The 24,372-nt window shown below is 72.0% G+C and carries 23 protein-coding genes and 2 pseudogenes; 16 read left to right on the top strand and 9 right to left on the bottom strand.

The features are described from left to right. Positions 1 to 10: 10 nt before the first annotated feature. Positions 11 to 1,051, bottom strand: a complete 1,041-nt coding sequence (locus ACWGJB_RS35645) for an acyl-CoA dehydrogenase family protein (RefSeq protein WP_453384181.1) — start codon at positions 1,049 to 1,051, stop codon at positions 11 to 13. Positions 1,052 to 1,150: 99 nt separating this feature from the next. On the opposite strand from ACWGJB_RS35645, the gene ACWGJB_RS35640 reads away from it, so the two are divergent. The 9 genes and pseudogenes from ACWGJB_RS35640 (at position 1,151) to ACWGJB_RS35600 (ending at position 9,413) form a co-directional block, all read left to right on the top strand. Continuing rightward, positions 1,151 to 1,501, top strand: coding sequence for a YciI family protein (locus ACWGJB_RS35640; protein WP_453384180.1), 351 nt, complete (start codon positions 1,151 to 1,153; stop codon positions 1,499 to 1,501). Continuing rightward, entirely contained in the window at positions 1,501 to 2,694 is a 1,194-nt protein-coding gene (locus tag ACWGJB_RS35635; RefSeq protein WP_453384179.1) for an RNA polymerase sigma factor, read from the top strand. The genes ACWGJB_RS35640 and ACWGJB_RS35635 overlap by 1 nt, the downstream gene beginning before the upstream one ends. 102 nt (positions 2,695 to 2,796) lie before the next feature. Further along, a pseudogene (locus ACWGJB_RS35630) lies at positions 2,797 to 4,170 on the top strand (aldehyde dehydrogenase family protein); the annotation flags it as partial. A gap of 295 nt (positions 4,171 to 4,465) precedes the next feature. After that, complete coding sequence (locus tag ACWGJB_RS35625) at positions 4,466 to 5,134, top strand: chitinase (protein ID WP_453384274.1); 669 nt, start codon at positions 4,466 to 4,468, stop codon at positions 5,132 to 5,134. Positions 5,135 to 5,169: 35 nt separating this feature from the next. Then, entirely contained in the window at positions 5,170 to 6,072 is a 903-nt protein-coding gene (locus ACWGJB_RS35620) for an oxidoreductase (protein ID WP_453384178.1), read from the top strand. 342 nt (positions 6,073 to 6,414) lie between these two features. Further along, positions 6,415 to 6,798 carry a BlaI/MecI/CopY family transcriptional regulator gene (locus ACWGJB_RS35615; protein WP_453384177.1) on the top strand — a complete coding sequence of 128 codons (384 nt, stop codon included), beginning with the start codon at positions 6,415 to 6,417 and terminating at the stop codon, positions 6,796 to 6,798. Beyond that, on the top strand, positions 6,795 to 7,724 hold the full coding sequence (locus ACWGJB_RS35610) for a M56 family metallopeptidase (protein WP_453384176.1): 930 nt from the start codon (positions 6,795 to 6,797) through the stop codon (positions 7,722 to 7,724). Before ACWGJB_RS35615 ends, ACWGJB_RS35610 begins: the two co-directional genes overlap by 4 nt. Before the next feature lie 187 nt (positions 7,725 to 7,911). Further along, positions 7,912 to 8,304 carry a VOC family protein gene (locus ACWGJB_RS35605; RefSeq protein ID WP_453384175.1) on the top strand — a complete coding sequence of 131 codons (393 nt, stop codon included), beginning with the start codon at positions 7,912 to 7,914 and terminating at the stop codon, positions 8,302 to 8,304. A 38-nt stretch (positions 8,305 to 8,342) separates the two neighbouring features. Further along, entirely contained in the window at positions 8,343 to 9,413 is a 1,071-nt protein-coding gene (locus tag ACWGJB_RS35600) for an adenosine deaminase (RefSeq protein ID WP_453384174.1), read from the top strand. On the opposite strand, the gene ACWGJB_RS35595 is transcribed toward ACWGJB_RS35600, so the two are convergent. The 4 genes from ACWGJB_RS35595 to ACWGJB_RS35580 form a co-directional block, all read right to left on the bottom strand. Continuing rightward, a complete protein-coding gene (locus ACWGJB_RS35595) occupies positions 9,395 to 9,910 on the bottom strand; it encodes a mycothiol transferase (RefSeq protein ID WP_453384173.1) in 516 nt (171 codons plus the stop codon). The two genes, ACWGJB_RS35600 and ACWGJB_RS35595, sit on opposite strands and share 19 nt — an antisense overlap. A gap of 27 nt (positions 9,911 to 9,937) precedes the next feature. Beyond that, a complete protein-coding gene (locus ACWGJB_RS35590) occupies positions 9,938 to 10,990 on the bottom strand; it encodes a carotenoid oxygenase family protein (protein ID WP_453384172.1) in 1,053 nt (350 codons plus the stop codon). Beyond that, positions 10,987 to 11,445 (bottom strand): carotenoid oxygenase family protein, encoded by a 459-nt coding sequence (locus ACWGJB_RS35585; RefSeq protein ID WP_453384171.1) that lies wholly within the window; start codon positions 11,443 to 11,445, stop codon positions 10,987 to 10,989. The genes ACWGJB_RS35590 and ACWGJB_RS35585 overlap by 4 nt, the downstream gene beginning before the upstream one ends. 61 nt (positions 11,446 to 11,506) lie before the next feature. Beyond that, the gene (locus tag ACWGJB_RS35580) at positions 11,507 to 12,421 is read right to left on the bottom strand and encodes a LysR family transcriptional regulator (protein ID WP_453384170.1); all 915 of its coding nucleotides are present in this window, start codon (positions 12,419 to 12,421) and stop codon (positions 11,507 to 11,509) included. A 110-nt stretch (positions 12,422 to 12,531) separates the two neighbouring features. Between ACWGJB_RS35580 and mgrA the strand changes: the two genes are divergently transcribed. Next, positions 12,532 to 13,524: an L-glyceraldehyde 3-phosphate reductase gene (mgrA, locus tag ACWGJB_RS35575; RefSeq protein WP_453384169.1), complete on the top strand. Its 993-nt coding sequence runs from the start codon at positions 12,532 to 12,534 to the stop codon at positions 13,522 to 13,524. A gap of 137 nt (positions 13,525 to 13,661) precedes the next feature. Here mgrA and ACWGJB_RS35570 read toward each other — a convergent pair whose 3' ends face one another. After that, positions 13,662 to 14,045: a nuclear transport factor 2 family protein gene (locus tag ACWGJB_RS35570; RefSeq protein ID WP_453384168.1), complete on the bottom strand. Its 384-nt coding sequence runs from the start codon at positions 14,043 to 14,045 to the stop codon at positions 13,662 to 13,664. A gap of 310 nt (positions 14,046 to 14,355) precedes the next feature. Here ACWGJB_RS35570 and ACWGJB_RS35565 point away from each other — a divergent pair, with 310 nt between their 5' ends. The 3 genes from ACWGJB_RS35565 (at position 14,356) to ACWGJB_RS35555 (ending at position 17,808) form a co-directional block, all read left to right on the top strand. Further along, positions 14,356 to 14,766, top strand: coding sequence for a hypothetical protein (locus ACWGJB_RS35565; protein WP_453384167.1), 411 nt, complete (start codon positions 14,356 to 14,358; stop codon positions 14,764 to 14,766). Between the two features lie 67 nt (positions 14,767 to 14,833). Continuing rightward, entirely contained in the window at positions 14,834 to 17,173 is a 2,340-nt protein-coding gene (locus ACWGJB_RS35560; protein WP_453384166.1) for an FHA domain-containing protein, read from the top strand. Between the two features lie 8 nt (positions 17,174 to 17,181). Then, positions 17,182 to 17,808, top strand: a complete 627-nt coding sequence (locus tag ACWGJB_RS35555; RefSeq protein ID WP_453384165.1) for a hypothetical protein — start codon at positions 17,182 to 17,184, stop codon at positions 17,806 to 17,808. A 3-nt stretch (positions 17,809 to 17,811) separates the two neighbouring features. On the opposite strand, the gene ACWGJB_RS35550 is transcribed toward ACWGJB_RS35555, so the two are convergent. Then, complete coding sequence (locus tag ACWGJB_RS35550; RefSeq protein WP_453384164.1) at positions 17,812 to 19,110, bottom strand: streptophobe family protein; 1,299 nt, start codon at positions 19,108 to 19,110, stop codon at positions 17,812 to 17,814. A gap of 169 nt (positions 19,111 to 19,279) precedes the next feature. Between ACWGJB_RS35550 and ACWGJB_RS35545 the strand changes: the two are divergent. Together ACWGJB_RS35545 and ACWGJB_RS35540 are read left to right on the top strand one after the other, a co-directional pair. Then, a pseudogene (locus ACWGJB_RS35545) lies at positions 19,280 to 20,524 on the top strand (DUF6777 domain-containing protein); the annotation flags it as partial. 408 nt (positions 20,525 to 20,932) lie between these two features. Beyond that, a complete protein-coding gene (locus ACWGJB_RS35540; RefSeq protein ID WP_453384163.1) occupies positions 20,933 to 21,385 on the top strand; it encodes an ATP-binding protein in 453 nt (150 codons plus the stop codon). Between the two features lie 141 nt (positions 21,386 to 21,526). Here ACWGJB_RS35540 and ACWGJB_RS35535 read toward each other — a convergent pair whose 3' ends face one another. Then, on the bottom strand, positions 21,527 to 22,414 hold the full coding sequence (locus ACWGJB_RS35535) for an RNA polymerase sigma factor SigF (protein WP_453384162.1): 888 nt from the start codon (positions 22,412 to 22,414) through the stop codon (positions 21,527 to 21,529). A 332-nt stretch (positions 22,415 to 22,746) separates the two neighbouring features. Here ACWGJB_RS35535 and ACWGJB_RS35530 point away from each other — a divergent pair, with 332 nt between their 5' ends. After that, positions 22,747 to 23,106 carry a helix-turn-helix domain-containing protein gene (locus ACWGJB_RS35530; RefSeq protein ID WP_453384161.1) on the top strand — a complete coding sequence of 120 codons (360 nt, stop codon included), beginning with the start codon at positions 22,747 to 22,749 and terminating at the stop codon, positions 23,104 to 23,106. Between the two features lie 7 nt (positions 23,107 to 23,113). Here the strand turns inward: ACWGJB_RS35530 and ACWGJB_RS35525 are convergent, their stop codons facing one another. Further along, positions 23,114 to 24,319 carry an epoxide hydrolase family protein gene (locus ACWGJB_RS35525; RefSeq protein ID WP_453384160.1) on the bottom strand — a complete coding sequence of 402 codons (1,206 nt, stop codon included), beginning with the start codon at positions 24,317 to 24,319 and terminating at the stop codon, positions 23,114 to 23,116. Between the last annotated feature and the right edge of the window lie 53 nt (positions 24,320 to 24,372).

The raw sequence follows: 24,372 nt of genomic DNA, 5'->3' as shown, positions 1-24,372 counted from the left end.
GGCGGCCGGCTCAGCGGGGCCGCTGCGCGAGCCGCTCCAGATGGGCCGTGCGTGATGCGGCGGTCTGGCCCTGGACCAGGAGGAACAGGGCCTCCCGGGCCAGGCGCTGGGCGCGGGCGGTGACGGACATCGCCCGGCCGCCGCCCGTCACCACGGCCGCCGTGGTCGCCGTACGCATCAGCGTGAACGCCTCGGCCCGCAGCGCCAGCCGCTCCTCCGCGTGCTCCCGCGGCACCGGATGGTCCGCGAGAGCGTAGGCCCGGCGGCGCAGATCGTCGGTACGGGCTCGCAGCGGAGCCGCGTACTCCTCGTCCACCAGGGCCAGGGCCGCCGCCGTGATCCCGAAGACGGCCGGGTTGGCGTTGCGGGACTTCGGGCGGTCCGTCGCCGCCCACTCCTCGTACGGCATCCGCAGCGCGACCGCGTCCTCCGCCACCCGCAGTCCGTCCAGGTCCAGGGACACGGTCCGGGACGCGGTGAGCGCGGCCAGCCGCATCGGCTCCGACGGGCGCAGCCCCGGTTGCTCCCGTGCCTCGACGAAGGCGAACAGGGCCTCGTCGTCGTCGGTCACCCCGGCGAGCAGCAGCACGTCGTTCAGGCCCCAGCCGGTGTACCAGGGGACGGTGCCGTGGAAGCGCCAGCCGTCCCCCTGCCACCGGACCCGCACCGGGACACGCGGGTACGACCGCAGGTGCGCGTACGCCACCCCGGACAGCAGCTCACCCCGCGCCAGCGGGCCCAACAGCCGGTCTCGTAGCGGCAGTTCGGCCTTGGCCAGAGTCAGCACCGGCGTATGGTGCTGGGTCTGCACGAACCAGGTCGAGCAGCACGCCCCGGCCAGGATCTCCGCCGTCTCGCGTACGACGGCCGCGGGCGCCGCCGAGCCGCCGTACGCCACCGGTGCGTTCAGGCCGAGCAGGCCCGAGCGTCTGATCGCCTCGATGTGGCTCACCGGCACACCCTCCTGGTCGACGCGCTCCGCGGCGGGGGAGAGGAGGTCGTCGGCGAGTTCCCGGGCGCGGACGACGAGCGGATGTGCGGAGATGGTCATGGAGAAGATTCTTTCGACTGTCGCGGGCGGGGTGTCGATCCGGGGGCCCGCCGTTCGTGTAGAAGGCGAGCAACCCCCGCGACGACCGAGGAGAACGTCATGAAGCACTACCTGCTCAGCGTGGTCCAGCCGGCCGACGGCACCCCGCCGCCGCCCGACGAGATGGCCACGATCATGCGCGATGTCGAGGTGTTCAACGACGAGCTGCGCGCGGCCGGTGCCTGGGTCTTCTCCGGCGGACTGCACGGCCCGGAGACGGCCACGATGCTGCGCCCGAAGGACGGCGACGTGCTGGTCACCGACGGGCCCTACGCCGAGGGCAAGGAGTACCTAGGCGGGATCAGCCTGATCCGGGCGGCGGACCTGGACGCCGCCCTGGAGTGGGGACGCAAGGCCGCCCTGGCCACCCGGCTGCCGATCGAGGTGCGGCCCTTCATGGACCAGATCTGATGGCGGATGCCGCCGACGTCGAGGCCGCCTTCCGTGCCGAGTACGGGCGCGCGGTCTCGGTTCTCGTCCGCTTCCTCGGCGACATCGACCTCGCCGAGGAAGCGGTCCAGGACGCCTTCGCCACGGCGCTGGACCGATGGCCGGAGAGCGGGGTGCCGCCGAGCCCGGCCGGGTGGATCATCACCACCGCCCGCAACCGCGCGCTCGACCGGCTGCGCCGCGAGTCCTCCCGGGACGCCCGGCACGCCGAGGCCGCCCGGCTGTACGCGTCCGACCCACCGGCCGAGGAGGGCCCCGTGCGCGACGAACGGCTCCGGCTGATCTTCACCTGCTGCCACCCCGCGCTGGCCCCGCAGGCCAGGGTCGCCCTGACCCTGCGCCTGCTCGGCGGGCTCAGTACCGCCCAGATCGCCCGCGCCTTCCTGGTGCCCGAGCCCACCCTCGCCCAGCGCCTGGTGCGCGCCAAGGCCAAGATCCGCGACGCGGGCATTCCCTACCGGGTGCCGAAGGACGCCGACCTCCCCGACCGGCTCAGCGGTGTACTGGCCGTCATCTACCTGATCTTCAACGAGGGGTACGGCGGTGATCCCGCGCTGTGTACGGAGGCCGTACGCCTGGGGCGGCTGCTGTACAGGTTGATGCCGGACGAGCCCGAGGCCGCCGGGCTGCTCGCGCTGATGCTGCTGGTCGAGGCCCGGCGGGCCGCCCGGCGTCCGGCGGGCGGCGAGCTGGTGGCGCTGCCCGACCAGGACCGCGGCCTGTGGGACCGGGAGCTGATCGGAGAGGGGCAGGAACTCGTACGGCGGTGTCTGCGCCGCAACCGGCCGGGGCCCTACCAGATCCAGGCCGCGGTCAACGCCGTGCACAGCGACGCGCGGACCGCCGAGGCCACCGACTGGGGGCAGATCCTGCGGCTGTACGACCAGCTCATGGCCGTCGACCGCTCTCCGGTCGTGGCGCTGAACCGGGCGGTCGCGGTGGCCGAGGTCGAGGGGCCGGACAAGGCTCTCGCCCTGGTCGACGCGCTCGACCTCGACCGCTATCACGTCCTGCACGCCGTCCGGGCCGACCTGCTGCGCCGCCTCGGCCGTGACGACGAGGCGGTACGGGAGTACGACACCGCCATCGAACTCGCCGACGGGCTCCCCGAACAGGCGTACCTGCGGCGGCGACGCGCCGAGCTCGCGGCCTGAGGGGCGTGTCCACGGCAGGGTGAGCCGGGCAGGGCGGAAAGTGGTTCCGTGGTGGCGGAATTTACTTCGGCCTCTGAAAGGTTGCATTATGCATCCGAGTGATCGACACCCAGCCGGGCCGTCAGGCCCGTACGCACCACCAGCGAGGCATCCGTGAACCAGTCCACCCCCGAGCAGCCCGCCGACGTCGTCGCCCGGCTGCGTGCCACCTTCCGCACCGGCCGCACCAAGCCCCTCGAGTGGCGCACCGATCAGCTGCGCCGACTGCGCGCCATGCTCACGGAGCGCGGCGACGAGCTGGCCGCCGCCCTCCACGCCGACCTGGGCAAGAGCGCCGTCGAGGCCTACCGCACGGAGATCGACTTCACCGTCCGGGAGATCGACCACAGCCTCGACCACCTGGCGGAGTGGCTGCGCCCCGAGTCCGCCCCCGTCCCGGCACACCTGGGCGGCGACGCGAGCGCCTGGACGCAGTACGACCCGCTCGGCGTCGTCCTCGTCATCGCCCCGTGGAACTACCCCGCCCAGTTGCTGCTCGCCCCGCTGGCCGGCGCCCTCGCCGCGGGCAACGCGGTCGTCGCCAAGCCCAGTGAACTGGCTCCGGCGACCTCGGCCGCACTGGCCCGGCTGCTGCCGGCCTGTCTCGACGCCGAGGCCGTCGCCGTCGTCGAGGGCGGTGTCCCGGAGACCACGGCCCTGCTCGCCGAACGCTTCGACCACATCTTCTACACCGGCAACGGCACGGTGGGCCGGATCGTCATGCGCGCCGCCGCCGAGCACCTCACCCCGGTCGCTCTCGAACTCGGCGGCAAATCCCCGGCGTTCGTCGACCGGGACGTCGACCTCGCGGTGGTCGCGGATCGCCTGGCGCGCGGCAAGTTCCTGAACGCGGGGCAGACCTGTGTGGCCCCCGACTACGTCCTGACCGATGCCGAGACGGCCGCCGCCCTGGAACCCGAGCTGGTCAAGGCTGTGCAGGCGTTGTACGGCACGGAGCCCAAGGAGTCCGGCGAGTACGGCCGGATCGTCAACGAGCGCCACTTCGACCGGCTCAGTGGACTGCTCGGCTCGGGCCGGGTGGCTCTGGGCGGCGACACCGACCGGGCCGCCAAGTACATCGCGCCCACCGTGCTCACCGACGTCGACCCCGAGTCCCCGGTGATGCGGGAGGAGATCTTCGGCCCGATCCTGCCCATCGTCACCGTCCCGGACCTGGACGGCGCGATCGGCTTCATCAACGACCGCGACAAGCCTCTCGCGCTCTACGTCTTCAGCGAGTCCGGTGACACCCGGGACCGGATCGCCGCCGAGACCTCCTCCGGCGGGCTCGGCCTCGGCCTCCCGGTCGCCCATCTCACCGTCTCCGACCTGCCGTTCGGCGGGGTGGGGGAGAGCGGCATGGGCAGCTACCACGGCCGCTACTCCATCGAGACGTTCAGCCACCGCAAGGCGGTCCTCGCCAAGCCGCTGAGCTGATCCGCCGACTCTCCGGGCCCGGCAGCGTGGTGACGCCGCCGGGCCCGACCGCTGCCGTGCCGGGCGTCGGCGAGGTCCGACTTGCCTGTTTCCGGGCGCAATTGGGGAAACCGCCGCCTGAAGATCCACTCCTGAATGACTGGTCTACACCCTTGACTGGTACAGACCAAAGCAGTTGGGTGTGCCTCACACCCCCCACCGCGGCCGCTCCCCCTCTGTGGGGCGCGGCCGTGCTCCGCAAAGGAGTTGATCCGTATCGAGGCGCCGAATCGCCGCACTCCTGACCTCGCTCGCCATAGGCGGCTCCGCCCTGGTGCTCCAGGCGGCCCCCACAGCCTCCTCCGCCGGCTTCGTCGTCAGCGAAGCACAGTTCAACCAGATGTTCCCGAACCGGAATTCCTTCTACAGCTACAGCGGCCTCACCGCCGCGCTCAGCGCCTACCCGGCCTTCGCCAACACCGGCAGTGACACCGTCAAGAAGCAGGAGGCCGCCGCCTTCCTCGCCAACGTCAGTCACGAGACCGGCGGACTGGTGTACGTCGTCGAGCAGAACACCGCCAACTACCCGACGTACTGCGACCGCAGCCAGTGGTACGGCTGCCCGGCCGGCCAGGCCGCCTACTACGGGCGCGGCCCCATCCAGCTCAGCTGGAACTTCAACTACAAGGCGGCCGGCGACGCGCTCGGCATCGACCTCCTCAACAACCCCTGGCAGGTCGAGAACAACTCCTCCGTCGCCTGGAAGACGGGCCTGTGGTACTGGAACACCCAGACCGGCCCCGGCACCATGACCGGCCACAACGCCATGGTCAACCAGGCCGGCTTCGGCCAGACCATCCGCTCCATCAACGGCTCCCTGGAGTGCGACGGCAAGAACCCCGCGCAGGTGCAGAGCCGAGTGAGCGCCTACCAGAAGTTCACACAGATTCTCGGTGTCGCGGCGGGCAACAACCTCTACTGCTGACCCGTCCCGCGGCTGCCGTGTGCCAGACTCCGTCGATGACCTCCGAAACGATCACCGCGGACACCTCCGGCACCTGGAGCCTCGGCGATCTGCCCGTCCACCGTCTCGGCTTCGGCGCGATGCGGTTGACGGGCAACGTCGCCTTCCACCGCGGCACACCGAGCGACCGCACCCGCTCGGTCGCCGTACTGCGCAAGGCCGTGGAACTCGGTGTGAACCACATCGACACGGCTGCCTTCTACTTCTCCGCACTGCGCTCCGCCAACGAGCTCATCAACACCGCGCTCGCCCCCTACCCCGACGACCTGGTCATCGTCACCAAGGTCGGTCCCTTCCGCGACTACTCCGGTGAGTGGGCCACCTCCGCCCGCCCCGACCAGCTGCGCGGGCAGGTCGAGGAGAACCTGCGGCAGCTCGGCCGCGACCACCTCGACGTCGTCAACCTCCGCCGGATGGGCCAGGACTCGATCGCCGAGCACTTCGGCGCCCTCGCCGAACTCCGCGAGGCGGGACTGGTCCGGCACCTCGGCGTCTCCGACGTCACGCCGCGCCATCTCGACGAGGCACTGGCCATCGCCCCCGTGGTGTGCGTGCAGAACCGCTGGGGACTCGACCTGCGGGACGCGGCCACCGACGAACTGGTCCGCCTCTGCGGTGAACGCGGCATCGCCTTCGTACCGTTCTTCGCCGTCGCCGGCGAGGCCGCGGCGGGCGGCGCCACCGAGAACGACGACGCCGTCCTCGCGGTCGCCCGCGCCCATGACGCCAGCCCCGCTCAGGTCCGACTCGCCTGGACCCTGCACCAGGGTCCGCACGTCCTCGCCATCCCCGGCACCGGAAACCCGGACCACCTGGCCGAGAACGTGGCGGCGGGCGCCATCCGGTTCACCGAGGAGGAGCTGACCGAGCTGAACGCCCTGCACACCAGGGCCGTTTGACGGTCCGGCTCAGACCGCCCACACCCCGCCCCGCATCGGACGCCGGCCGCACGGCTTTGCGCTCCTCGTGCCACGCCCGGACCGCGTACGGCAGGATCCGGAATCAGGCGTGCGACGGGCTGTCCCCGCGCGGGTCCCCCACCCGTCCTGGCCCGCAGCGCCTCGGCCGCCGGTCCCGGTACGCCGGCCGACGAGAAGATGGGGCACCTCCCCGCTCGCGCCGCCTCCCATGATGGGCGGAACGCGATGGACGGACGGACAGGCGGTGCCGGCCGCCCGCCCGACTACACTGACGTAGACGGTCTGCCGGACTGTGGACGAAGAAGAGGTGACAAACCTTCCATGGTCGACGCGAAGGACGAACGCCGGCCCGCCGGTGAGCTGGAGGCGAGCGTCATGGCCGCCCTCTGGGCCGCCGGTGTGCCCCAGACCCCCGGACAGGTGCAGCGCAGCCTCGGCGCGGACCTGGCCCGCACCACCGTGACGACGATCCTCACCCGGCTGCACGACAAGGGCGTGGTCGACCGGCACCGTCAGGGCCGCGGGTTCGCCTATTTCCCCGTCCAGGACGCGCAGGGCCTGACCGCGAAGCGGATGCACAGCGAACTCGACCGTGACAGCGACCGGGAGACCGTGCTCGCCCGCTTCGTCGCCCAGCTCAGCTCCGACGACGAGCGCGTCCTGCGGAGTCTGCTCGACGGCGGCGAGCAGCCCGGGGCGTCATGACCGCGCTGCTGATCCTGCCGCTGCTGGTGCCGTTCGCGCTGCCGGCGCTCTCCCGGCGGGCCCTCGACCGGCTGGCGCCCACCGCCGCGCTCTGGGTGATCACCGTCTCGGCCGTCGCCCTCGCGGGCTGCACCCTGGCCGCGCTCGGCGCGTTCGTCCTGACCGGACTGCTCACGCTGCCGTTCTTCGCCGCGCTCGGCGAGCTGGTCCGGCCGCTGCACACGGTCTCCGACCGCTTCGCCCTGCCGCTCGCGGCCCTCTCGGTCTGCGCTCTCGCCCTCTGCGCCTGGACCGGCACGCGGTCGGTGCTCCGGCAGGCACGCGCCTTCCGCGCGGCCCGTGCGGAGGCCGGGGGAGGACCCGCCGCGGGTGACCTGTGCGTGGTCGACTCGCCGGGTCCGGACGCATACGCGCTGCCTGGACGGCCGCACCGGATCGTCGTCACCACGGGGATGCTGCGCAGCCTCGACGGGGCCGAACGAGAGGCGCTGTTCGCGCACGAACGGGCACACAACGCCGGCGGCCACCACTTCTTCCTGGCCGCGGCGGAGCTCGCGGCGCACTGCCATCCGGCGCTGCGGCGGGTCCGGGACGTGGTACGGCTGGCCGTGGAGCGGGTCGCCGACGAGGCCGCGGCCCGCGCGGTGGGGGACCGGCGGCTGACGGCCCGTGCGATCGCCCGGGCCGCGCTGGCGGGACAGGGCGGGGGCATCGAGCGTCCGGCGTTCGTGTCGGGGGCGACGTCGGGGCCGGTGCCGCGGCGGGTGGCGGCGCTGCTGGCCGCGCCGCGGGGGCGGCGCCGGGCCGGTTCCGGGGTTGCGGTGCTGCTCGCGGCTTGCGCCGGGCTGTCGTGTGCCGCGTCCGCGACCGGGGTGATCGACTTTCATCATCGGGTGGAGGTCGCGCAGGGGGAGGCGGAGCGGTAACCGTTGCGCCGTGCGGACGGTGCGGGCCGTCCGTGGCCGGTCGCGCCCACGCGGCGGTAGCCGCATATCGACACAGCCCCGCGCCCTCTACGGGGCGCTCCAGTCGCAGTCCCTTGGAAGCAGCGACTGGCGTTGGTCAAGTTTTACGTATAACCTCTCCCGCTAACCGCTCCACCGAAAGGCCCCCATGCGACGCGTCGCCCTGGTCACTCTCGTCGTCGGCGACTACGACGAGGCGATCCGCTTCTACACCGAGGCTCTCGGGTTCCGGCTGGTCGAGGACGCGCCGCGGCCGGACGGTTCCCGTTGGGTCGTCGTGGAGCCCGGGACGGAGGGGCCCGGCACCGGAGTGCTGCTCGCCCGCGCCAAGGACGACGCACAGCGCGCCCGGGTCGGCGACCAGACCGGCGGGCGCGTCGGGTTCTTCCTGCACACCGACGACTTCGCCCGCGACCACGCCCGGATGACCGCCGCCGGCGTGACCTTCCTGGAGGAGCCGCGGCACGAGCCGTACGGCAGTGTCGCCGTCTTCCAGGACCTCTACGGCAACCGCTGGGACCTGCTCCAGCCCACCGACTGACCCACCGCCCCGAATCACCCGCCGAGGAAAACCCCGCCATGACTGCTACGCGCGTAGACGCCGATGTGATCCGCCGCCTCCCCAAGGCCGTCCTGCACGACCACCTCGACGGCGGCCTGCGCCCCGCCACCCTCGTCGAGCTCGCGGCCGAGGTCGGTCACACCCTTCCCACCACCGACCCGGACGAGCTGGCCGCCTGGTACTTCGAGGCCGCCAACTCCGGTGACCTGGTGCGGTACATAGCCACCTTCGAGCACACCCTCGCCGTCATGCAGACCAAGGAGGGGCTGCGGCGCGTTGCCGAGGAGTACGTGCTCGACCTCGCCGCCGACGGTGTGGTGTACGGCGAGGTGCGCTACGCCCCGGAGCTGAACGTCAAGGGGGGACTCACGCTGGGCGAGGTCGTGGAGAGCGTGCAGGAGGGGCTCGCCGCAGGTATGGCGAAGACCGCTGCCGCCGGCGCGCCGGTCCGGGTCGGCACCCTGCTCTGCGGGATGCGGATGTTCGACCGGGTCGGCGAGGCCGCCGAGCTGGCCGTCGCCTACCGGGACGCCGGTGTCGTCGGCTTCGACATCGCCGGCGCCGAGGACGGCTTCCCGCCCGCCGACCACCTCGCCGCCTTCGAGCACCTGCGCCGCGAGAGCGTGCCCTTCACCATCCACGCCGGTGAGGCGCACGGCCTGCCCAGCATCCACCAGGCGGTCCAGGTGTGCGGCGCCCAGCGCATCGGGCACGGTGTGCGGATCACCGAGGACATCGCCGGCGACAAGCTCGGCCGGCTCGCGAGCTGGGTGCGCGACCGCCGGATCGCCCTGGAGATGTGCCCCACCTCCAACCTCCAGACCGGCTGCGCCACCTCCATCGCCGAACACCCGATCACCGCGCTGAAGGAGCTGGGCTTCCGGGTCACCCTCAACACCGACAACCGACTGGTGTCCGGTACGACGATGACCCGGGAGATGTCCCTGCTGGTCGGGGAGGCCGGCTGGACGGCCGAGGACCTGCGCACGGTCACGGTGAACGCCCTGAAGAGCGCGTTCATCCCGTTCGACGAGCGCACGGCCCTCATCGAGGACGTCGTCCTGCCGGGTTACGCCTCCGTGCTCTGAAGCAGCCCCCGCAGATAGGCGGCCTGTCCGACGTGCTGGAGATCGTCGGACAGGACGCTCACCAGCCGTACGCCCAGCGTGACCGGCGGATCGAAGCGGGTGTCCACGACCCGTTCGAGATCCTTGGCGGGGAGCTCGCGCAGCACCCCCAGGGTCTGCTCGTGCACCGCGTCGTAGTAGCCGGTCAGCAGGTCGCCGGTGTCCACCGTGACCTTGGCGACCTCCGCCGGGGTGTGGCCGTACCCGTGGTCACGGGGCGGCAGGTCGAGGCCGAAACGCTTCTCCCAGCCCTGGGCCAGCCACACCTGGTCGAGGTCGAAGGCGTCGGCCACATGGTCGTCCTGGATCCGGGTGAGGTGCCAGACCAGCCAGGTGATGGAGTTGGCGCCGGCGGCCGGGGGCCTGTTGAGCAGGTCGGGGTCGAGGCCGTCGAGGGCGGCGTGGACTTCTTCCTGGATGCGGCCGAAGCCGTCGATGAGGATGTCCCTTGCATGCATCCGACCACGATCGCGTATCGCGGCTCGTCATGCGTCCGGAATCCAGCTTCCGTGGAACCCCAGCGGTACCCGGCCCGGGAGATGGACCCGGGCCAGCGGCTCGCCGGTGAAGTCCTGCGCGGCGAGGATCAGCAGGTCGGCGGCGCCGCGGTCGGGGTTGTGGACGTAGGCGAGTGTGAAACCGTCGTCCTCCTGGGCCGCGTGTTCGCCCGGAACGAACACCGCCTCGCCCGCCGCCGCACCCCTCGGCAGCCGGTGCACCTGGGCCGTGCCGCGCGCGAAGTCGTGCTTGAGCAGGGCGTTGGGGAAGGCGTGGTCCGGCGGGTTGCCGTCCCCGGCCAGATACGCCAGTGACATCTCGGCGGCCGCCGCCGAGTAGCCGTAGCGGTGCCGGCGGGAGACCAGCTCCTCGTTGACGCGCGGGAATTCCTGCGGCCGGTCGTCCAGGGTCCGCCTGCGGACCCGGCCGTGGCGCAGATCGACCGTCCAGCGTTCGAGCTTCGCGGTGCCCACCGCGTGCGGTCCGTCCGTGAACTTCCCGGCCACGTCGAAGGGCGCCGGATACGTCGTCAGGTCGATCACCACGGACTCGCCCTCGTCGTATGCGTTGAGGGTGTGCGAGTAGAACACCGGGTCGACGCCGAACCAGCGGACCGCACCGCCGGACCGGGGCAGCACCCCCACCCGGGCCGGGTGCTCCCGGTTCCAGACGTACGGCACCAGGGCGCCGGCCTCGGCGGCCGCCGGGTCGAAGGTGACCGGGATGTCGAAGACCACCACGTGCTTCTCGGTGAGCGCGAAGTCGTGCATCATCGGCGCGTCCCGCACCGGGATCCGGGTGGTGCGCGCGACCCGGCCGGTGGGGTCCACGACCAGATGCCGGACGTGGTCCCAGGTCGGGTAGTAGGTGACCGCGTGCAACTCGCCGGCGATCGGGTCGTACTTGGTGTGCGCGGTGAACGCACCCTCCAGCGTGCCCCGGAAGTCGTAGGCGCCCACCGTGTTGAGCTCGCCGTCCAGCTCGTACGGCAGCGGGCCGCTCTCCTGGAGCGCGAGGATCCGTCCCCGGTAGGGGATCACATGCGTGTTGCAGGCGAAGTCGTCCGGACCGGGCCCGGGTAGGACTCGCCGAGCTTCGCCGCCACCTGGGAGGAGCGCACCCAGCGGTTGCGGTACCACTCGGCGCGTCCGTCGCGCAGCCGTACGCCGTGCACCATGCCGTCGCCGAGCATCCAGTGGTGGGCACGCGGATCCTCCAGGCCCAGCACGTTCGGGCCGTTGCGCAGGAAGCGGCCGTTGAGCTCGCGCGGGACACGGCCGGTGACCGGCAGGTCGAAGGCCGTGAGTTCCTCGGTGACCGGGGCGAACGCGCCCTGGAGGAACGGGTATTGATGACCCGTCGATTCCGTCGATTCCGTCGATTCCGTCGCCGGACGTGCCGCCGCCGTCGCGGCCCCTGCCGGGCCGGCCAGCGCGGTGGCCGCCGCCAGGCCCGCCGCGCCGCGCAGCACCGTACGCCGTGTGTGTTCCGCCATGTCCCCTGCTCCCCGTCGTCGTTGTGGACGCTCATGAGTCTGCGCCGACGGGAGGCCGAGGTCAGGAGGGGTGGGCCCCCTCCGGGGGTGTTGCCAGGCCCCCTGTTTCGAGGAGGGTGATCAGCGCCCGGGCCGCCGGGCTGGTGGCCGTCTCGGGCGGCAGCAGGGCGACCGTCTCGTAGGCGGATTCGTCCGTGTCCTTGAGCGTGAGCGCGGTGAGCGAGGGCCGCTTGTGCCGGAAGTGCCGGGGTACGACGGCGATGCCGAGGTTCTCGTCGACCAGGTCGAGGAGGCTGTGCACGTCGTTGACCTCCAGCGCGACCGTGCGCCGTACGCCCGCCGCGGCGAAGGCCGAGTCGGTCGTGCGGCGCGGGCCCCAGTCCGGGTGGAAGTCCACGAACACCTCCCCGTCGAGGTCCGCCGGGACCACCGCCGCGCCGGCCCCGGCCAGCCGGTGGCTGGGATGGCACAGCACGGTCATCGGCTCGCCGGTCAGGGCCACCGAGCGCAGCTGGTCGGTGTCGTCCTGGGTGCGGTAGGCGAAGGCCAGGTCCAGCCGGCCCGCCGCCACCTCCTCGGCGAGCGCGCCCGAACCGGCCTGCCGCAGCCGGATCTCCACGTCCGGGTGCCGGCGCCGGAAGGCGGCGAGGAGCCCCGCCACATGCACCCCGGCGATGCACTGCTCGGTGCCCAGCGCCAGCGTCCCGCGCAGCACGCCCTGCACCGCGGCCACCGCCTCGTGCGCCGACCGCACCTGTGCGAGGATGCGCTCCGCCTCACCGAGCAGCGCCCGGCCCGCCTCGGTGAGCGTCACCCGGCGGGTGGTGCGCACGAACAGGGGCGCCCGCAGTTCCCGCTCCAGGGCCCGGATCGAGGCGGACAGGCCCGACTGGGACACCAGCAGCCGTTCCGCGGCCCGGGTGAAGTGCTGGTCCTCGGCGACGGCGACGAAGTGCTGGAGGTGGCGCAGTTCCATGATTGAGAAGCCTAGCCGCACAATTCCATCGGATTCTCCTGTTGGACCACTGTCGAGGCTCGGGGAAGAGTGGAACCGGTAGATCCTGTGCCCACCCCTCTGGAGTCGCGTTGTACACCGCACACCCCGACCGCTACGCCGACATGCCGTACCGCCGCAGCGGCCGCAGCGGTCTGAAGCTTCCCGCGCTGTCGCTCGGCCTGTGGCACAACTTCGGGCCCGACCGGCCCGTGACGACCCAGCGCGCCATCCTGCGCCGCGCCTTCGACCTCGGGGTCACCCACTTCGACCTGGCCAACAACTACGGCCCGCCGCCCGGCGCCGCCGAGTCCGCCTTCGGTGAGGCGCTGAAGGCGGACTTCGCGGGGTACCGCGACGAGCTGGTGATCTCCACCAAGGCCGGCTATCTGATGTGGCCCGGCCCGTACGGCGAGTGGGGTTCGCGCAAGTACCTGCTGTCGTCGCTGGACCAGTCCCTGACCCGGATGGGCCTGGACTACGTCGACATCTTCTACTCGCACCGCCCGGACCCGGAGACTCCCCTGGAGGAGACGATGGGCGCCCTGCACTCCGCGGTCCAGCAGGGCAAGGCGCTCTACGTCGGCGTCTCCAACTACTCGGCGGAACAGACCCGCGAGGCCGCCCGGATCCTCGGCGAGCTGGGCACCCCGCTCCTGATCCACCAGCCGCGCTACTCGATGCTCGACCGCCGCCCGGAGACCGAGGGCGTCCTGGACGCGCTCGACGAGCTCCAGGTCGGCTCCATCGTCTTCTCGCCGCTGGAGCAGGGCCTGCTCACCGGCCGCTACCTCGACGGCATCCCGGAGGGTTCCCGGGCCGCGAGCGACAGCCCGTTCCTGAACTCGGACGCGGTCACCGAGGACCTGGTCGCCCAGCTGCGCGCCCTCGACGAGGTCGCCAAGGGCCGCGGCCAGACCCTGGCCCAGCTCGCGCTGTCCTGGGTGCTGCGCGGTGGCCGGGTGACCTCCGCGCTGATCGGCGCGAGCAGCCCGCAGCAGGTCGAGGACTGTGTCGGCGCCATCGGCAACCTCGACTTCGACGCCGAGGAACTGGCCCGGATCGAGGCGATCGTCAAGCAGTGAGCGACGCGGTCGTCAACCAGTGAGCGACGTCGTCGTCGACCGGTGATCGGCGTCGTCGTCGAGGCGGTCCTCCGCTCGCGGTGGTCTCTCCTGCGCAGGAGGCCGCCGCGAGCGCGGGAACTCACCGTGGACGCGGCTCAGGCCCCGGTCGGCACCCGGTCCAGGAAGCCCAGCACCTGCCGGATCCGGCCGTCCTTGCTGAGCGTGACCACGTCAAAACCGGCCACCGGAGCCGAGCCGTCGGCCTCGTTCACCAGCTCCCAGCCGAAGCGCGCGGTGTCGTGGTGGCCGTCGACGGCCCCGAGCGGACGGAACACGAAACCCGGGAACTGCTCGTGCGCCGCCGCGATCACGGCCGTGATCTGGGCGTGCCCGGAGACCTCGGCCAGCGGGTCGGTGTAGGAGCCCTCCGGGGCCCAGGCCTCGGCGACCGCCTTGCTCAGCGCCTCGGGCTCGGCAGCGTTCCAGGCCTCGAAGTAGCGGGCGGCGGCGGTCTGGTAACGGTCGGTGTTCACGGACATGGCGAATCAGCCTCCATCGAGGGTGTCACTGCTGGTCAGGGAGTGGATCGCGGATTGCGGCGACCCGTTGACACCACCATGCCCGGATCCGCGTGACGGGTCGATTACCCCTCGGGTAATGAAGGCGGGACCGTACAGCTGGCGCATTTCGGCCAATTCGCAGGCGGAATATGCCAAGAGACTGGCCGGAAAGGCGTGGTGACAGTGTTTCGAAAGTGAACATACTCGAATGTCAGGAGCACTTCACCGCACAGGAGCCGCACGGAAAACCGGCCGCGACGGCACACCGGCGAGCTACGGGGGAGTGATCGTGCACGACGAATTCCTGTGCCATGTCACGGCATACGGCATCTGCGGCGGGCAGCGCATCGGCGTTCCGCTCGGCACCTACCGTGCGCCGACCCTGGCCCTGGCACTGTGGTGGTTACGGGACCGGGCCTCCTGGATCGCGGAACGGCTGGATCCCTTACCCGAGAACCCCAGATTTCCGCAGGGGGCACTCGTCCCGGTGGGGGCGACCGTCTCGGACGTACCCGGTCTGCTCCGCGCCTGGTGTTCCGACGTGGTCCGGCAGGAGCTCGTCGCCGACGAACTGGCCGGCGGACGGCTGGTGCGGATCGCCGTCCAGGACGACACCACCGAGTACGAACTGCTCGCCGAGTCCGTGGACGCCCTCCGTATGCAGCGCACCATCCCCGCCCTCGTCGTCCCCGTGGCCTGACACGTGACAACCGCCGGGCCGGGCGGCCGCAAGGCATTTGAGCTGACAAATCTGTAGAATTCTGGCCATGGCGGAGCGGCCGGTCACCTCGACGGCGCCCGAACTCGTCCTGGAGACCGACACGGGATCCACGGTGATGAGCCCGGGCCGCGACTACCACGTCGGGCGTGACCCGTACAGCGACATCGTCATCGACGACTCCCGGGTCTCCTGGCACCACGCGGTGCTGCGGCCCAGCGAGGGCCACTGGACCCTCGAGGACGAGCAGAGCACCAACGGCACCTACGCCGACGGCCGCCGCATCCGGGAATGGGAAGTGGGCCCCGGCACGGTCATCCGCTTCGGCAGCCCCGCCGACGGACCGAGCGCCGTCCTCGTCGGCCGCCCGCCGCCCGCCCCGGACCGCCCCTCCGCCGTCTCGATGCCCAGCCGCACCGGCACCTTCCGGCAGCCTTCCTCGGTACGACGGCTGCACGCCCGTACCATCCGCATCGGCCGCGCCACCGACAACGACGTCGTCGTCGACGACCTGGTCGTCTCCCGCCACCACGCCGAACTGCGCGCCCACCCCGACGGCAGCTACGAGATCGTCGACCTCGACAGCCACAACGGCACCTACCTCAACGGCCGCACCGTCATCCGCGCCCCGCTCGGCCCCCGGGACGTCGTCGGCATCGGCCACTCGGCGTTCTGTCTGGTCGACGGCCAGCTCCAGGAGTACGTCGACACCGGCGAGGTCTCCCTCGACGTCCAGGAACTCACCGTCGCCGTCGACCGCGGCCGCAAGATCCTGCTCGACCACGTCTCCTTCCCGGTCGGCGAGAAGTGCCTGCTCGCCGTCGTCGGGCCGAGCGGTGCCGGCAAGTCCACCCTGCTCGGTGCCCTCACCGGCCAGCGCCCCGCCGAGCACGGCACCGTCCTCTACGACGGCCGCGACCTCTACCGCGACTACGCCGAGCTGCGCCAGCGCATCGGCCTGGTCCCGCAGGACGACATCCTGCACGTCCAGCTGACCGTGCGCAGCGCCCTCACCTACGCCGCCGAACTGCGCTTCCCCGAGGACACCGCGAAGGCCGAGCGGCGGGCGCGGGTCGAGGAGGTCATCCGGGAACTCGGCCTCGAACAGCGCGCCGAGCAGCCCGTGCACAGCCTCTCCGGCGGGCAGCGCAAGCGGGTCAGCGTCGCTCTTGAGCTGCTGACCAAGCCCTCCCTGCTCTTCCTCGACGAGCCGACCTCCGGACTCGACCCGGGCATGGACCGTTCGGTGATGAACATGCTGCGCGGCCTCGCCGACGACGGCCGTACCGTCATCGTCGTCACCCACAGCGTGCTCAGCCTCGACGTCTGCGACCGCCTCCTGGTCCTGGCGCCGGGCGGCCGGACCGCCTACTTCGGCCCGCCCGGCGACGCCCTCGGCTTCTTCGGCTTCGACGAATGGCCCGTGGCCTTCGAGGCGTTCGAGCGGGACACCGACCGGGACTGGGCGGGGAAGTTCCGCGCCTCGTCGTACCACCGGAAGTACATCGTGAACTCCAGCGCGCAGCCCGTCGTACCGCGCACCGGCCCGGTCGCCGCGCCCCCGCCGCCGCGCCCGCGCAGCTGGGGAGCCCAGTTCTCGACCCTGGTGCGCCGCTACACCGCCGCCCTCCTCGCCGACCGGACCTTCCTCGCCATCATGATCGGACTGCCGTTCGTCATGGGCGCGATGGCCCGGGCCGTCGCCGGCAACAAGCTCACCTTCGACACCGCGACGAACGCGCTGCTCACCCTGTGCGTGGGCGGGGTGCTGACCGGCGCCGCCAACGCCGTGCGCGAACTGGTCAAGGAACGCGTCATCTACCAGCGCGAGAGAGCCGTCGGGCTGCCCAGATCGGCGTACGTGATGTCGAAGGTCGTGGTCCTCGGCACCATCACCGTGCTCCAGGCGATCGTGCTCACCCAGGTGGGCCTGGCCGGTGTCGACATCAACGCGCCCGGCGGCGAAGGGGTGTTGATGCCGCCCCTGCTGGAGATCACCGTCGCCGTGGCCGTGCTCTCCTTCACCGCGATGATGCTCGGCCTGATGATCTCCGCCCTGGTCCGCAAGGAGGAGGTGACGATGCCGCTGCTGGTGCTGCTCACCGTCGTCCAGGTCGTCTTCTGCGGAACCCTGCTGAAGCTGGACGGCGTGCCCGGTCTCGAACAGCTCGCCTGGCTGGTGCCCTCGCGGTGGGCGCTCGGTGCCATGGCCGGCACCGTCGAACTGCACCGGATCGTGCCGGGTCAGCTCACCGCCGACCCGTTCTTCCGGCACTCGGCGGGCGTCTGGCTGCGCAACATGGTCATGCTGGTGCTGCTGTCCGCCGCCTTCGGCTGTGTGCTGTCCCGGCTGCTGCGCCGGCACGAACCCGCCGTGATGCGGAAGTAGGCGAGGCGATGACCACGAGCCCAGGGTTCCGGCCCACCCACGTCGTCCCGGCCGACGGTATGTCCGCCTGGGAGGCCCCCGACCCGGCCCGGCCGACCGTGCCCCTGGACCCGCTGCTGCCGGTGCAGCTCGTGGAGCGGCGCGGCGACTGGGCCCACATCAGCTGCGCCAACGGCTGGGCCGCCTGGGTCGACGGCCGCTACCTGGTCACCGTGCCCCGGGACCCGCCCCTGACCGGCGGCCCGTCCGCCGACGCCACCGACCCGCGCCCGCTGCTGGCCCTGGCCGCGCAGGCTCTCACCGACTACCGGGACGCCGTCGAGGACCTGGCCGGCGGCCTCGACGGCGAGTCCTTCCGGGGCCGTACGCACGGACTGCGCATCGGGGTGGTGGTCGACGGGGAGTCCATGTGGCTGTACGACCCGGCCGAGGGACGCTGGCTGTACGGCGACGGACGCCGGCTGTCCACGTACCTCACCGACCGCGACGTCACCGACCGCGACGTCACTGACGGGGGCGGCACCGATCGGGACCTCACCGATCGGCAACTCACCGAGCGGGCTGAGCCGGGCGGCGACGGCCCCGGTCACCACGCGACCCGGGTGGTGACCCCGGACGGTGAGCGGGGGCGGTAGGCCTCAGGGTCTGCGGGCCGCGACCTCACCCGGACGGCGCACCGGGCCGGCCAGCAGGGCGCCCAGGAACCCGGCGATCAGACCCCAGAGCGCGCCCAGGCCCACCGCCGACCACAGCCGCGGCGTCAGCAGCAGCTCGCCCGACAGATTGCCGCCCAGGTCGCCGATGCCGAGCAGCGAGAGGCCGTAGTGGGCGGAGACCCGGCCGCTCAGGCAGAGCGTCAGCATCGTCAGCGCGAGCGCGATCGCCAGGTGCAGGGCGTGCTGCCAGGCGCGGACCCGGGCCGGTGAGCGCACCGCCATCAGGAACCCGGCAGCGAGCAGCAGCACCGCGGCCACCCCCGCCAGCCACCACCAGCGGCCGTCGTGAGCGGTGATCGTACGGAGATTCAGGGTCGAGACGTCCGGGGTGCGCAGCACCTCGGCGAGGACATGCGGCACCGGCAGCCCGAACGGGCCGTCCACCCGGCCCCGCCAGGTGGCGCCGAGTCCGAGCGTGAGCGCCAGCCACGCCAGGTTGGGCAGCCCGAGCAGAATCACCGCGAGGGTTTCCTTGGCGTGCCCGCGCGTCACCATCGCGACCAGCGCGGCCACCAGGGCCAGCGCGACGTACGCCAGCACGAGCACGACCATCGCGAACGCCGCGGGGCGCACCGACGTCTGGAAGCGCAGCAGCCGCCCCGGCAGCGGCGCCCCGCGCGACACCAGCAGCGCCAGCAGCAGGATCCCGGCCAGCCACAGCAGCCCGAACACGACGGTGAGCGGCACGTCCGTCGTGAAGCCCACCTTCGGCGCGGCGTCCAGCAGGTCGGTGAGGTCACTGAGCGTGCCGCTGCCCACGTTCACGGCGAAGGTGTGCCGGGCGCCGAGCGCGAGCCCGATCAGCGCGAGCAGCCACAGCACCGCGATCCGGGCCGCCCAGCCGGCCAGCTCCCGGGCGCCGGCCACCGCCCGGTGCCGCAGCGGTCGCAGAAAGCCTCCGGCGGCGACCAGCGCACCGACCAGCGTGACCGAGAGCGGTACGACGGTCAGCCCGGCGTTCGTCCGGGCCAGGTCGCCCGCGTCGCCGGAGAGTTCGACGGTGCCGCCGACGGCCGTCACCACGGTCGCGAGCACCACCGGGAGAAACGCGCCGTTCGGCAGGTCCGCCGCGCCCGCCGCCCACAGTCCCACGGCGGCGACCACCGCCATGGCGACCAGCGCGGCCAGTACCACGGCCAGGGCAGGCGGCCAGCCGTGCCGGGCGACGGGCCGGCCGGCGGGCGCGGCCACCGGCCGCGCGGAGGCGATTCGGGGGCTCACGCTGTCACGCTAAGCAACACCTTGGCGCTCCGCCTGCCGGGTGAGCCGTCCGCGTCGGCTTGCGGACGGTACGGGTCCGGCGCACATTGGGCTCGTTGTGCTTCAAATGAGGCATTTTTCGCAAAAGCCGTTTACCGCGAATGCCGTCCATCGCAACGGGGAGATGAGCGTGAGCATCGAACCGCCGTCATCCGGCCGCCCCACAGGACCGCCCTCCGGCCCGCTGTCCGGGCCCTCCGGACCACCTCCCGGCCCGCCCTCCCAGCCGCCGGGCGGCGGAGGCGGCGGCAGCCAGGGCGGACAGCCGCACCAGCCGTGGTGGCGGTCCGCGCGCCGGATCGCGATGCTCACCACCGCCGTCGTGGTCGCAGCGGTCCTGGCCGTGGTCTTCACCCGTCCGGGCGGCGGCTCCGGGAAGGGCGGCGAGGTCTTCCTCCAGGCCGCCGACAGCTCCGGGCAGGACCCGTTCACCGAGTCCAGTGCCACGAAGAGCTCTGGCGCACCGGCATCCTCCGTACCTGCCGCGTCGTCCGCCGCCTCGGCCGCGTCGGAGGCCTCGGCGGTGCCCGCGAACGAGGTGCGCGGGGTGGACGGCGGGGCGCCCGGCCTCTACAGCGGTACGAAGAACAGCGGCAGTTGCGACATCGAGAAGCAGATCAGGTACTTCCAGGCCTCGCCCTCGCGCAACAAGGCGTTCGCCGCCCAGGTCGGCGTCCGGCCCTCCGGCGTCCCCGCCTACCTGCGCTCCCTCACGCCCGTACAGCTGCGCGCGGACACCCGGGTCACCGCCCACGGCTACCGCGACGGGGGCTCGACCACGTACCAGTCCGTCCTCCAGACGGGCACCGCCGTCCTGGTCGACGGGCACGGCGTGCCCCAGGTGCGCTGCGCGTGCGGCAACCCGCTGACCCCGCCGGTCGCGCAGAAGAACCCCCCGCGGACCACGGGCAGCGCCTGGTCCGGGTACCGGCCCTCGAACGTGGTCGTCGTCGCACCCGCCGCGCAGGTCGTGAACCTCTTCGTCCTCTTCGACCACAGGCACGACGACTGGTTCGGCCGCCACCGGGGCGACCACACCGGGCACGAGGACCGCCCGACGAAGCCCCCGGCCGATCCGGACCCGATGAACCCGCCGGTCCACCACGGCTGCCCGCCCACGCCCGGCGGGACCGGCCGGCCAGGCGCCACGCCGTGCCCGTCGCCCTCCACCGGCCCGTCGGGACCGTCCAGCCCCGGCACCAGCCCCGGCACCAGCCCCGGCACCGGCTCGAAGTCCCCCTCGTCGAACTCGCCGTCCTCTGAACCGCCGTCCTCCAAGGCGCCCTCGTCCGAGTCCCCGTCCTCGAAGCCGCCGTCCTCCGAGTCGCCTTCCTCGGAGTCTCCGAAGACGGAGTCCCCGAAGTCCGAGGCGCCGAAGACCGAGTCGCCGAAGAGTGAATCTCCGAAGACGGAGTCCCCGAAGACGGAGTCTCCGAAGTCCGAGGCGCCCAAGTCCGAGCCTCCGAAGACGGAGTCCCCGAAGTCCCAGGCGCCGGAATCTCCCAAGTCGGAGGCCCCGCCCTCCGCGCAGCCGCCCTCCGTGGCGTCGCCCGGCTCCGAGTCCGCGGTGTCCTCGGCCGCCCCGGTGTCCCCGCAGGCCCCGCCCAGCTCGGCTGCCCCCGTGCCCCCGCAGTCCGAAGGCCCCGGTTCCCCGGCGGTGTGACCAGCGTGACGCCTTTTGTGTGCGGTCGGCGGACACCCCGGGGACTGTGGGACGACACTCGGGGTACGAGCATGGTGGCAACAGCGATCTGGCCGGCACCGGCCTCCTGGAGAGACACGCATGATCGAACACCTGGGCGGGGCAGTGATACCGACTGGCTTCGACGTACCCGTGGAGCCGCTGCGGCGGGCAGCGCACTACACCGGTGAACCGGGCTGCATCGCCGAGGCGCGGGACTTCACGGCCCGCTTCCTGGAACAACTCAGAACCGAGTGGTGTGCCACGATCGATCCCCGGGCCGACGGTGAGCTGCTCCTGGTGGTGAGCGAGCTGATCACCAACGCGGACCGGCACAGCAACGGCCCGTACATCCTCGAACTGGAGGGTACGGACAGCGCGGTGCTGGTTTCCGTGTACGACAGCAGTGCCGCGTTGCCCCGGCGTTTTCCCAGGGATCCCGAGCGGGTCGGCCGGCACGGTCTGGAGATCGTGCACGCCCTGGCCGCCGAGGTCACCGCCGAGCGGGTGCCGGTCGGCAAGCGGGTCCGTGCGCTGGTCCCCCTCGCGCAGTGATGACACTGATCACGCCGATGGCACTGCTCACACCGACGCGCTGAACGCTGAACACGCACACCGGGTCACCCGGACGCGGGACCGCCACGGGCGCTGCCCCACGCGCCGGTGCGGGGCAGCGCCCGTGAGTCGAGTCCGCTGTCAGGCGCAGCCGAGTTCGCCCAGCATCCCCTGGCGCAGGCGCGCGATGATCCGCTTGATGAGGCGGGAGACATGCATCTGGGAGCAGCCGAGCCGCTCGCCGATCTCCGCCTGGGTGGCCTCCTCCACGAACCGCAGATGGATGATCTCCCGGTCCCGTTCGCTCAGCTCGGCCATGAGCGGGGCCAGCGACTGGAAGTCCTCGACCAGCCGCAGCCCGTCCTCCTCGACGCCGATGAAGTCGGCGAGCACGGATTCGCCGTCCTCGGGGCCGTCCCCGGTGAGCGCGGCGTCCAGGGAGGAGGAGTTGTAACCGTTGGAGGCCAGCTGCCCCTCGACCACCTCGTCCTCGGAGAGGTTCATGAGGGTGGCGAGCTCGGCGACCGTCGGGTCCCGGTCGAGGCGGCTGGAGAGTTCCTCGCGTGCCTTGGCCAGCTCGACCCGCAGTTCCTGAAGTCGCCGCGGGACGTGTACGGCCCAGGTGGTGTCCCGGAAGAACCGCTTGATCTCGCCCACGATGTACGGCAGCGCGAAGGAGGTGAACTCGACCTCGCGCGACAGTTCGAACCGGTCGATGGCCTTGATCAGGCCGATCATCCCGGTCTGGACGATGTCCTCCATGTCGTCGCCCCGGTTGCGGAACCGTCCGGCCGCGAACCGCACCAGCGACATGTTCATTTCAATAAGCGTGTTGCGGGCGTACTGGAACTCGGGCGTACCCTCCTCCAGCTCACCGATCCGCCGGAAGAACTGGCGGGACAGCTCCCGCGCGTCTCGCGGGGCGACCGTCTTCGGGTCCTCTATTCCGGGCAGCGTCCCTTCTGCCGAGTGCCCCCCGACATACTGCGCGGTGTCCACTGCTTCCGACCGGATCCCGGCGGTGTTCATTCCCTCTCCCCACGAAAGTCACGGTACGGCGTGTGCCTCTTCGGCCTGTGTCGTTCCGGCCTTGTCCAGTTGATCGCCCTGGCCCGGGTACCCGCTGTCGGACATCCCATGCGTGCTTGACGGTCGGGTACCCGGGGTGACGTGCCGTATGCGCACCGTCCACCCAGGTGGCGGAAAACAGCCGGTAACGCTCGGTGGAAGGGCGGTCACCATTCCACCCGTACGGCTGTGATCAGCTCGTGCCGGTACCGCTTGGTGACCACACCCTCGTACCGCGAGTCGATGAGCTGCCGGACGCAGTCCAGCAACCCGTCTGCTCTTAGGCTGTCGGAGTGAGCAGCCAACCGCCGAACCACGCCCCTGTCATCCCGCTCCGCCCGCGGCAGCCGGACCCGGAGCCCAGGGAACCCCTCTGGCGCGACCTGGTCGGAGACGTCCTGCGGCGGGAGCGACTGGACCAGGAGCGCACCCTCAAGGACGTCGCCGAGGCGGCCCGGATCTCCATGCCGTATCTGTCGGAGATCGAGCGCGGCCGCAAGGAGGCCTCCTCCGAGGTCCTCGCGGCCGCCGCCCATGCCCTCGGCCTCGACCTCGGCGGCCTGCTGTCCCTGGTCCACTCCGAGTTCGCCCGTAGGACCGCCGCAGGCCGGCCGGCGCCCGGGCCCTACAACGGGCTGTGCCTGGTCGCCTGACGGCGGTTCAGCGTGCGTCCTCTTCCCGCAGCTGCCGGAAGAACGCCCGGACGTCGCCCACCAGCAGGTCCGGTTCCTCCATCGCCGCGAAGTGCCCGCCCCGGTCGAACTCCGTCCAGCGCACGATGTTCTCCGTGCGGTCCGCCTTGTGCCGCAGCGGACGCTGGGGTTCGGCCGGGAACAGGGCGACGGCGGTCGGTGCCGTCGACGGCTGGGAGGGCGCGGTGGCGCGGAGGCCGGTGGCGTGCGCCCGCTCCCAGTAGATGCGGGCGGACGAGGCGGCCGTACCGGTCAGCCAGTACAGCATCACGTCGGTCAGCAGCCGGTCCCGGTCCACCGCCTCCTCCGGCAGCTCCTCGGAGTCCGTCCACTCCCGGAACTTCTCGACGATCCAGGCGAGTTGCCCGACCGGGGAGTCCGTGAGCGCGTAGCCGGGGGTGTGCGGGCGGGTGCTCTGCAGGACGGCGTACCCCGTGCTCTCCCGGGACCAGGCGGCCCAGCGGCGCCACGAGTCAAGGGTGTTCGCCTGCTCCTCGGCATCGAGGGCGGCCAGTTCCTCGGCGGTGGGCTCGGTGGCCTGCTGGGCGCCCGGCAGCAGATTGAGGTGCACGCCGATCACCCGATCGGGATGGGCGCGGCCCAGCTCCCGCGAGATCACCGCGCCCCAGTCACCGCCCTGCGCACCGAACCGCTCGTAACCCAGCCGCACCATCAGCTCCGCCCAGGCGTCCGCGACCCGTCCCGCCTCCCAGCCGGACTCCGTGGTGGGACCGGAGAAGCCGAAACCGGGGACGCTCGGCACCACCACATGGAAGGCGTCTGCCGGATCCCCGCCGTGCGCCGCCGGATCCGTGAGCGGGCCGACCACGTCCAGGAACTCCACGATCGAGCCCGGCCAGCCGTGGGTGATGACCAGCGGGGTGGCGTCCGGCTCGGGGGAGCGGACATGGGCGAAGTGGATGTGGGCGCCGTCGATCGTCGTCGTGAACTGCGGCCACGCGTTGAGCTCCGCCTCGGCTGCGCGCCAGCTGTACTCCTGGCGCCAGTACCGGGTCAGCTCCCGCAGATAGGGGATCGGGACGCCGTATGCCCAGTCGGCGCCGGGCAGCTCGGCCGGCCAGCGGGTGCGGTCGAGGCGGGCGTGGAGGTCGTCGAGGTCGGTCTGGGGGATCGAGATACGGAAGGGAGTGATGTCCGGCGACGAAGAGGTCATGGTGGGGATGCTAGGTGCGGTTGTCCGTTGTCCGCGGCTCGGTGCGGGCTGGT

This window comes from Streptomyces sp. NPDC054813 (genome assembly GCF_053611365.1).
The sequence above is the reverse complement of the archived record's forward strand: the minus strand, read 5'-3'. Positions and strand labels throughout refer to the sequence as shown.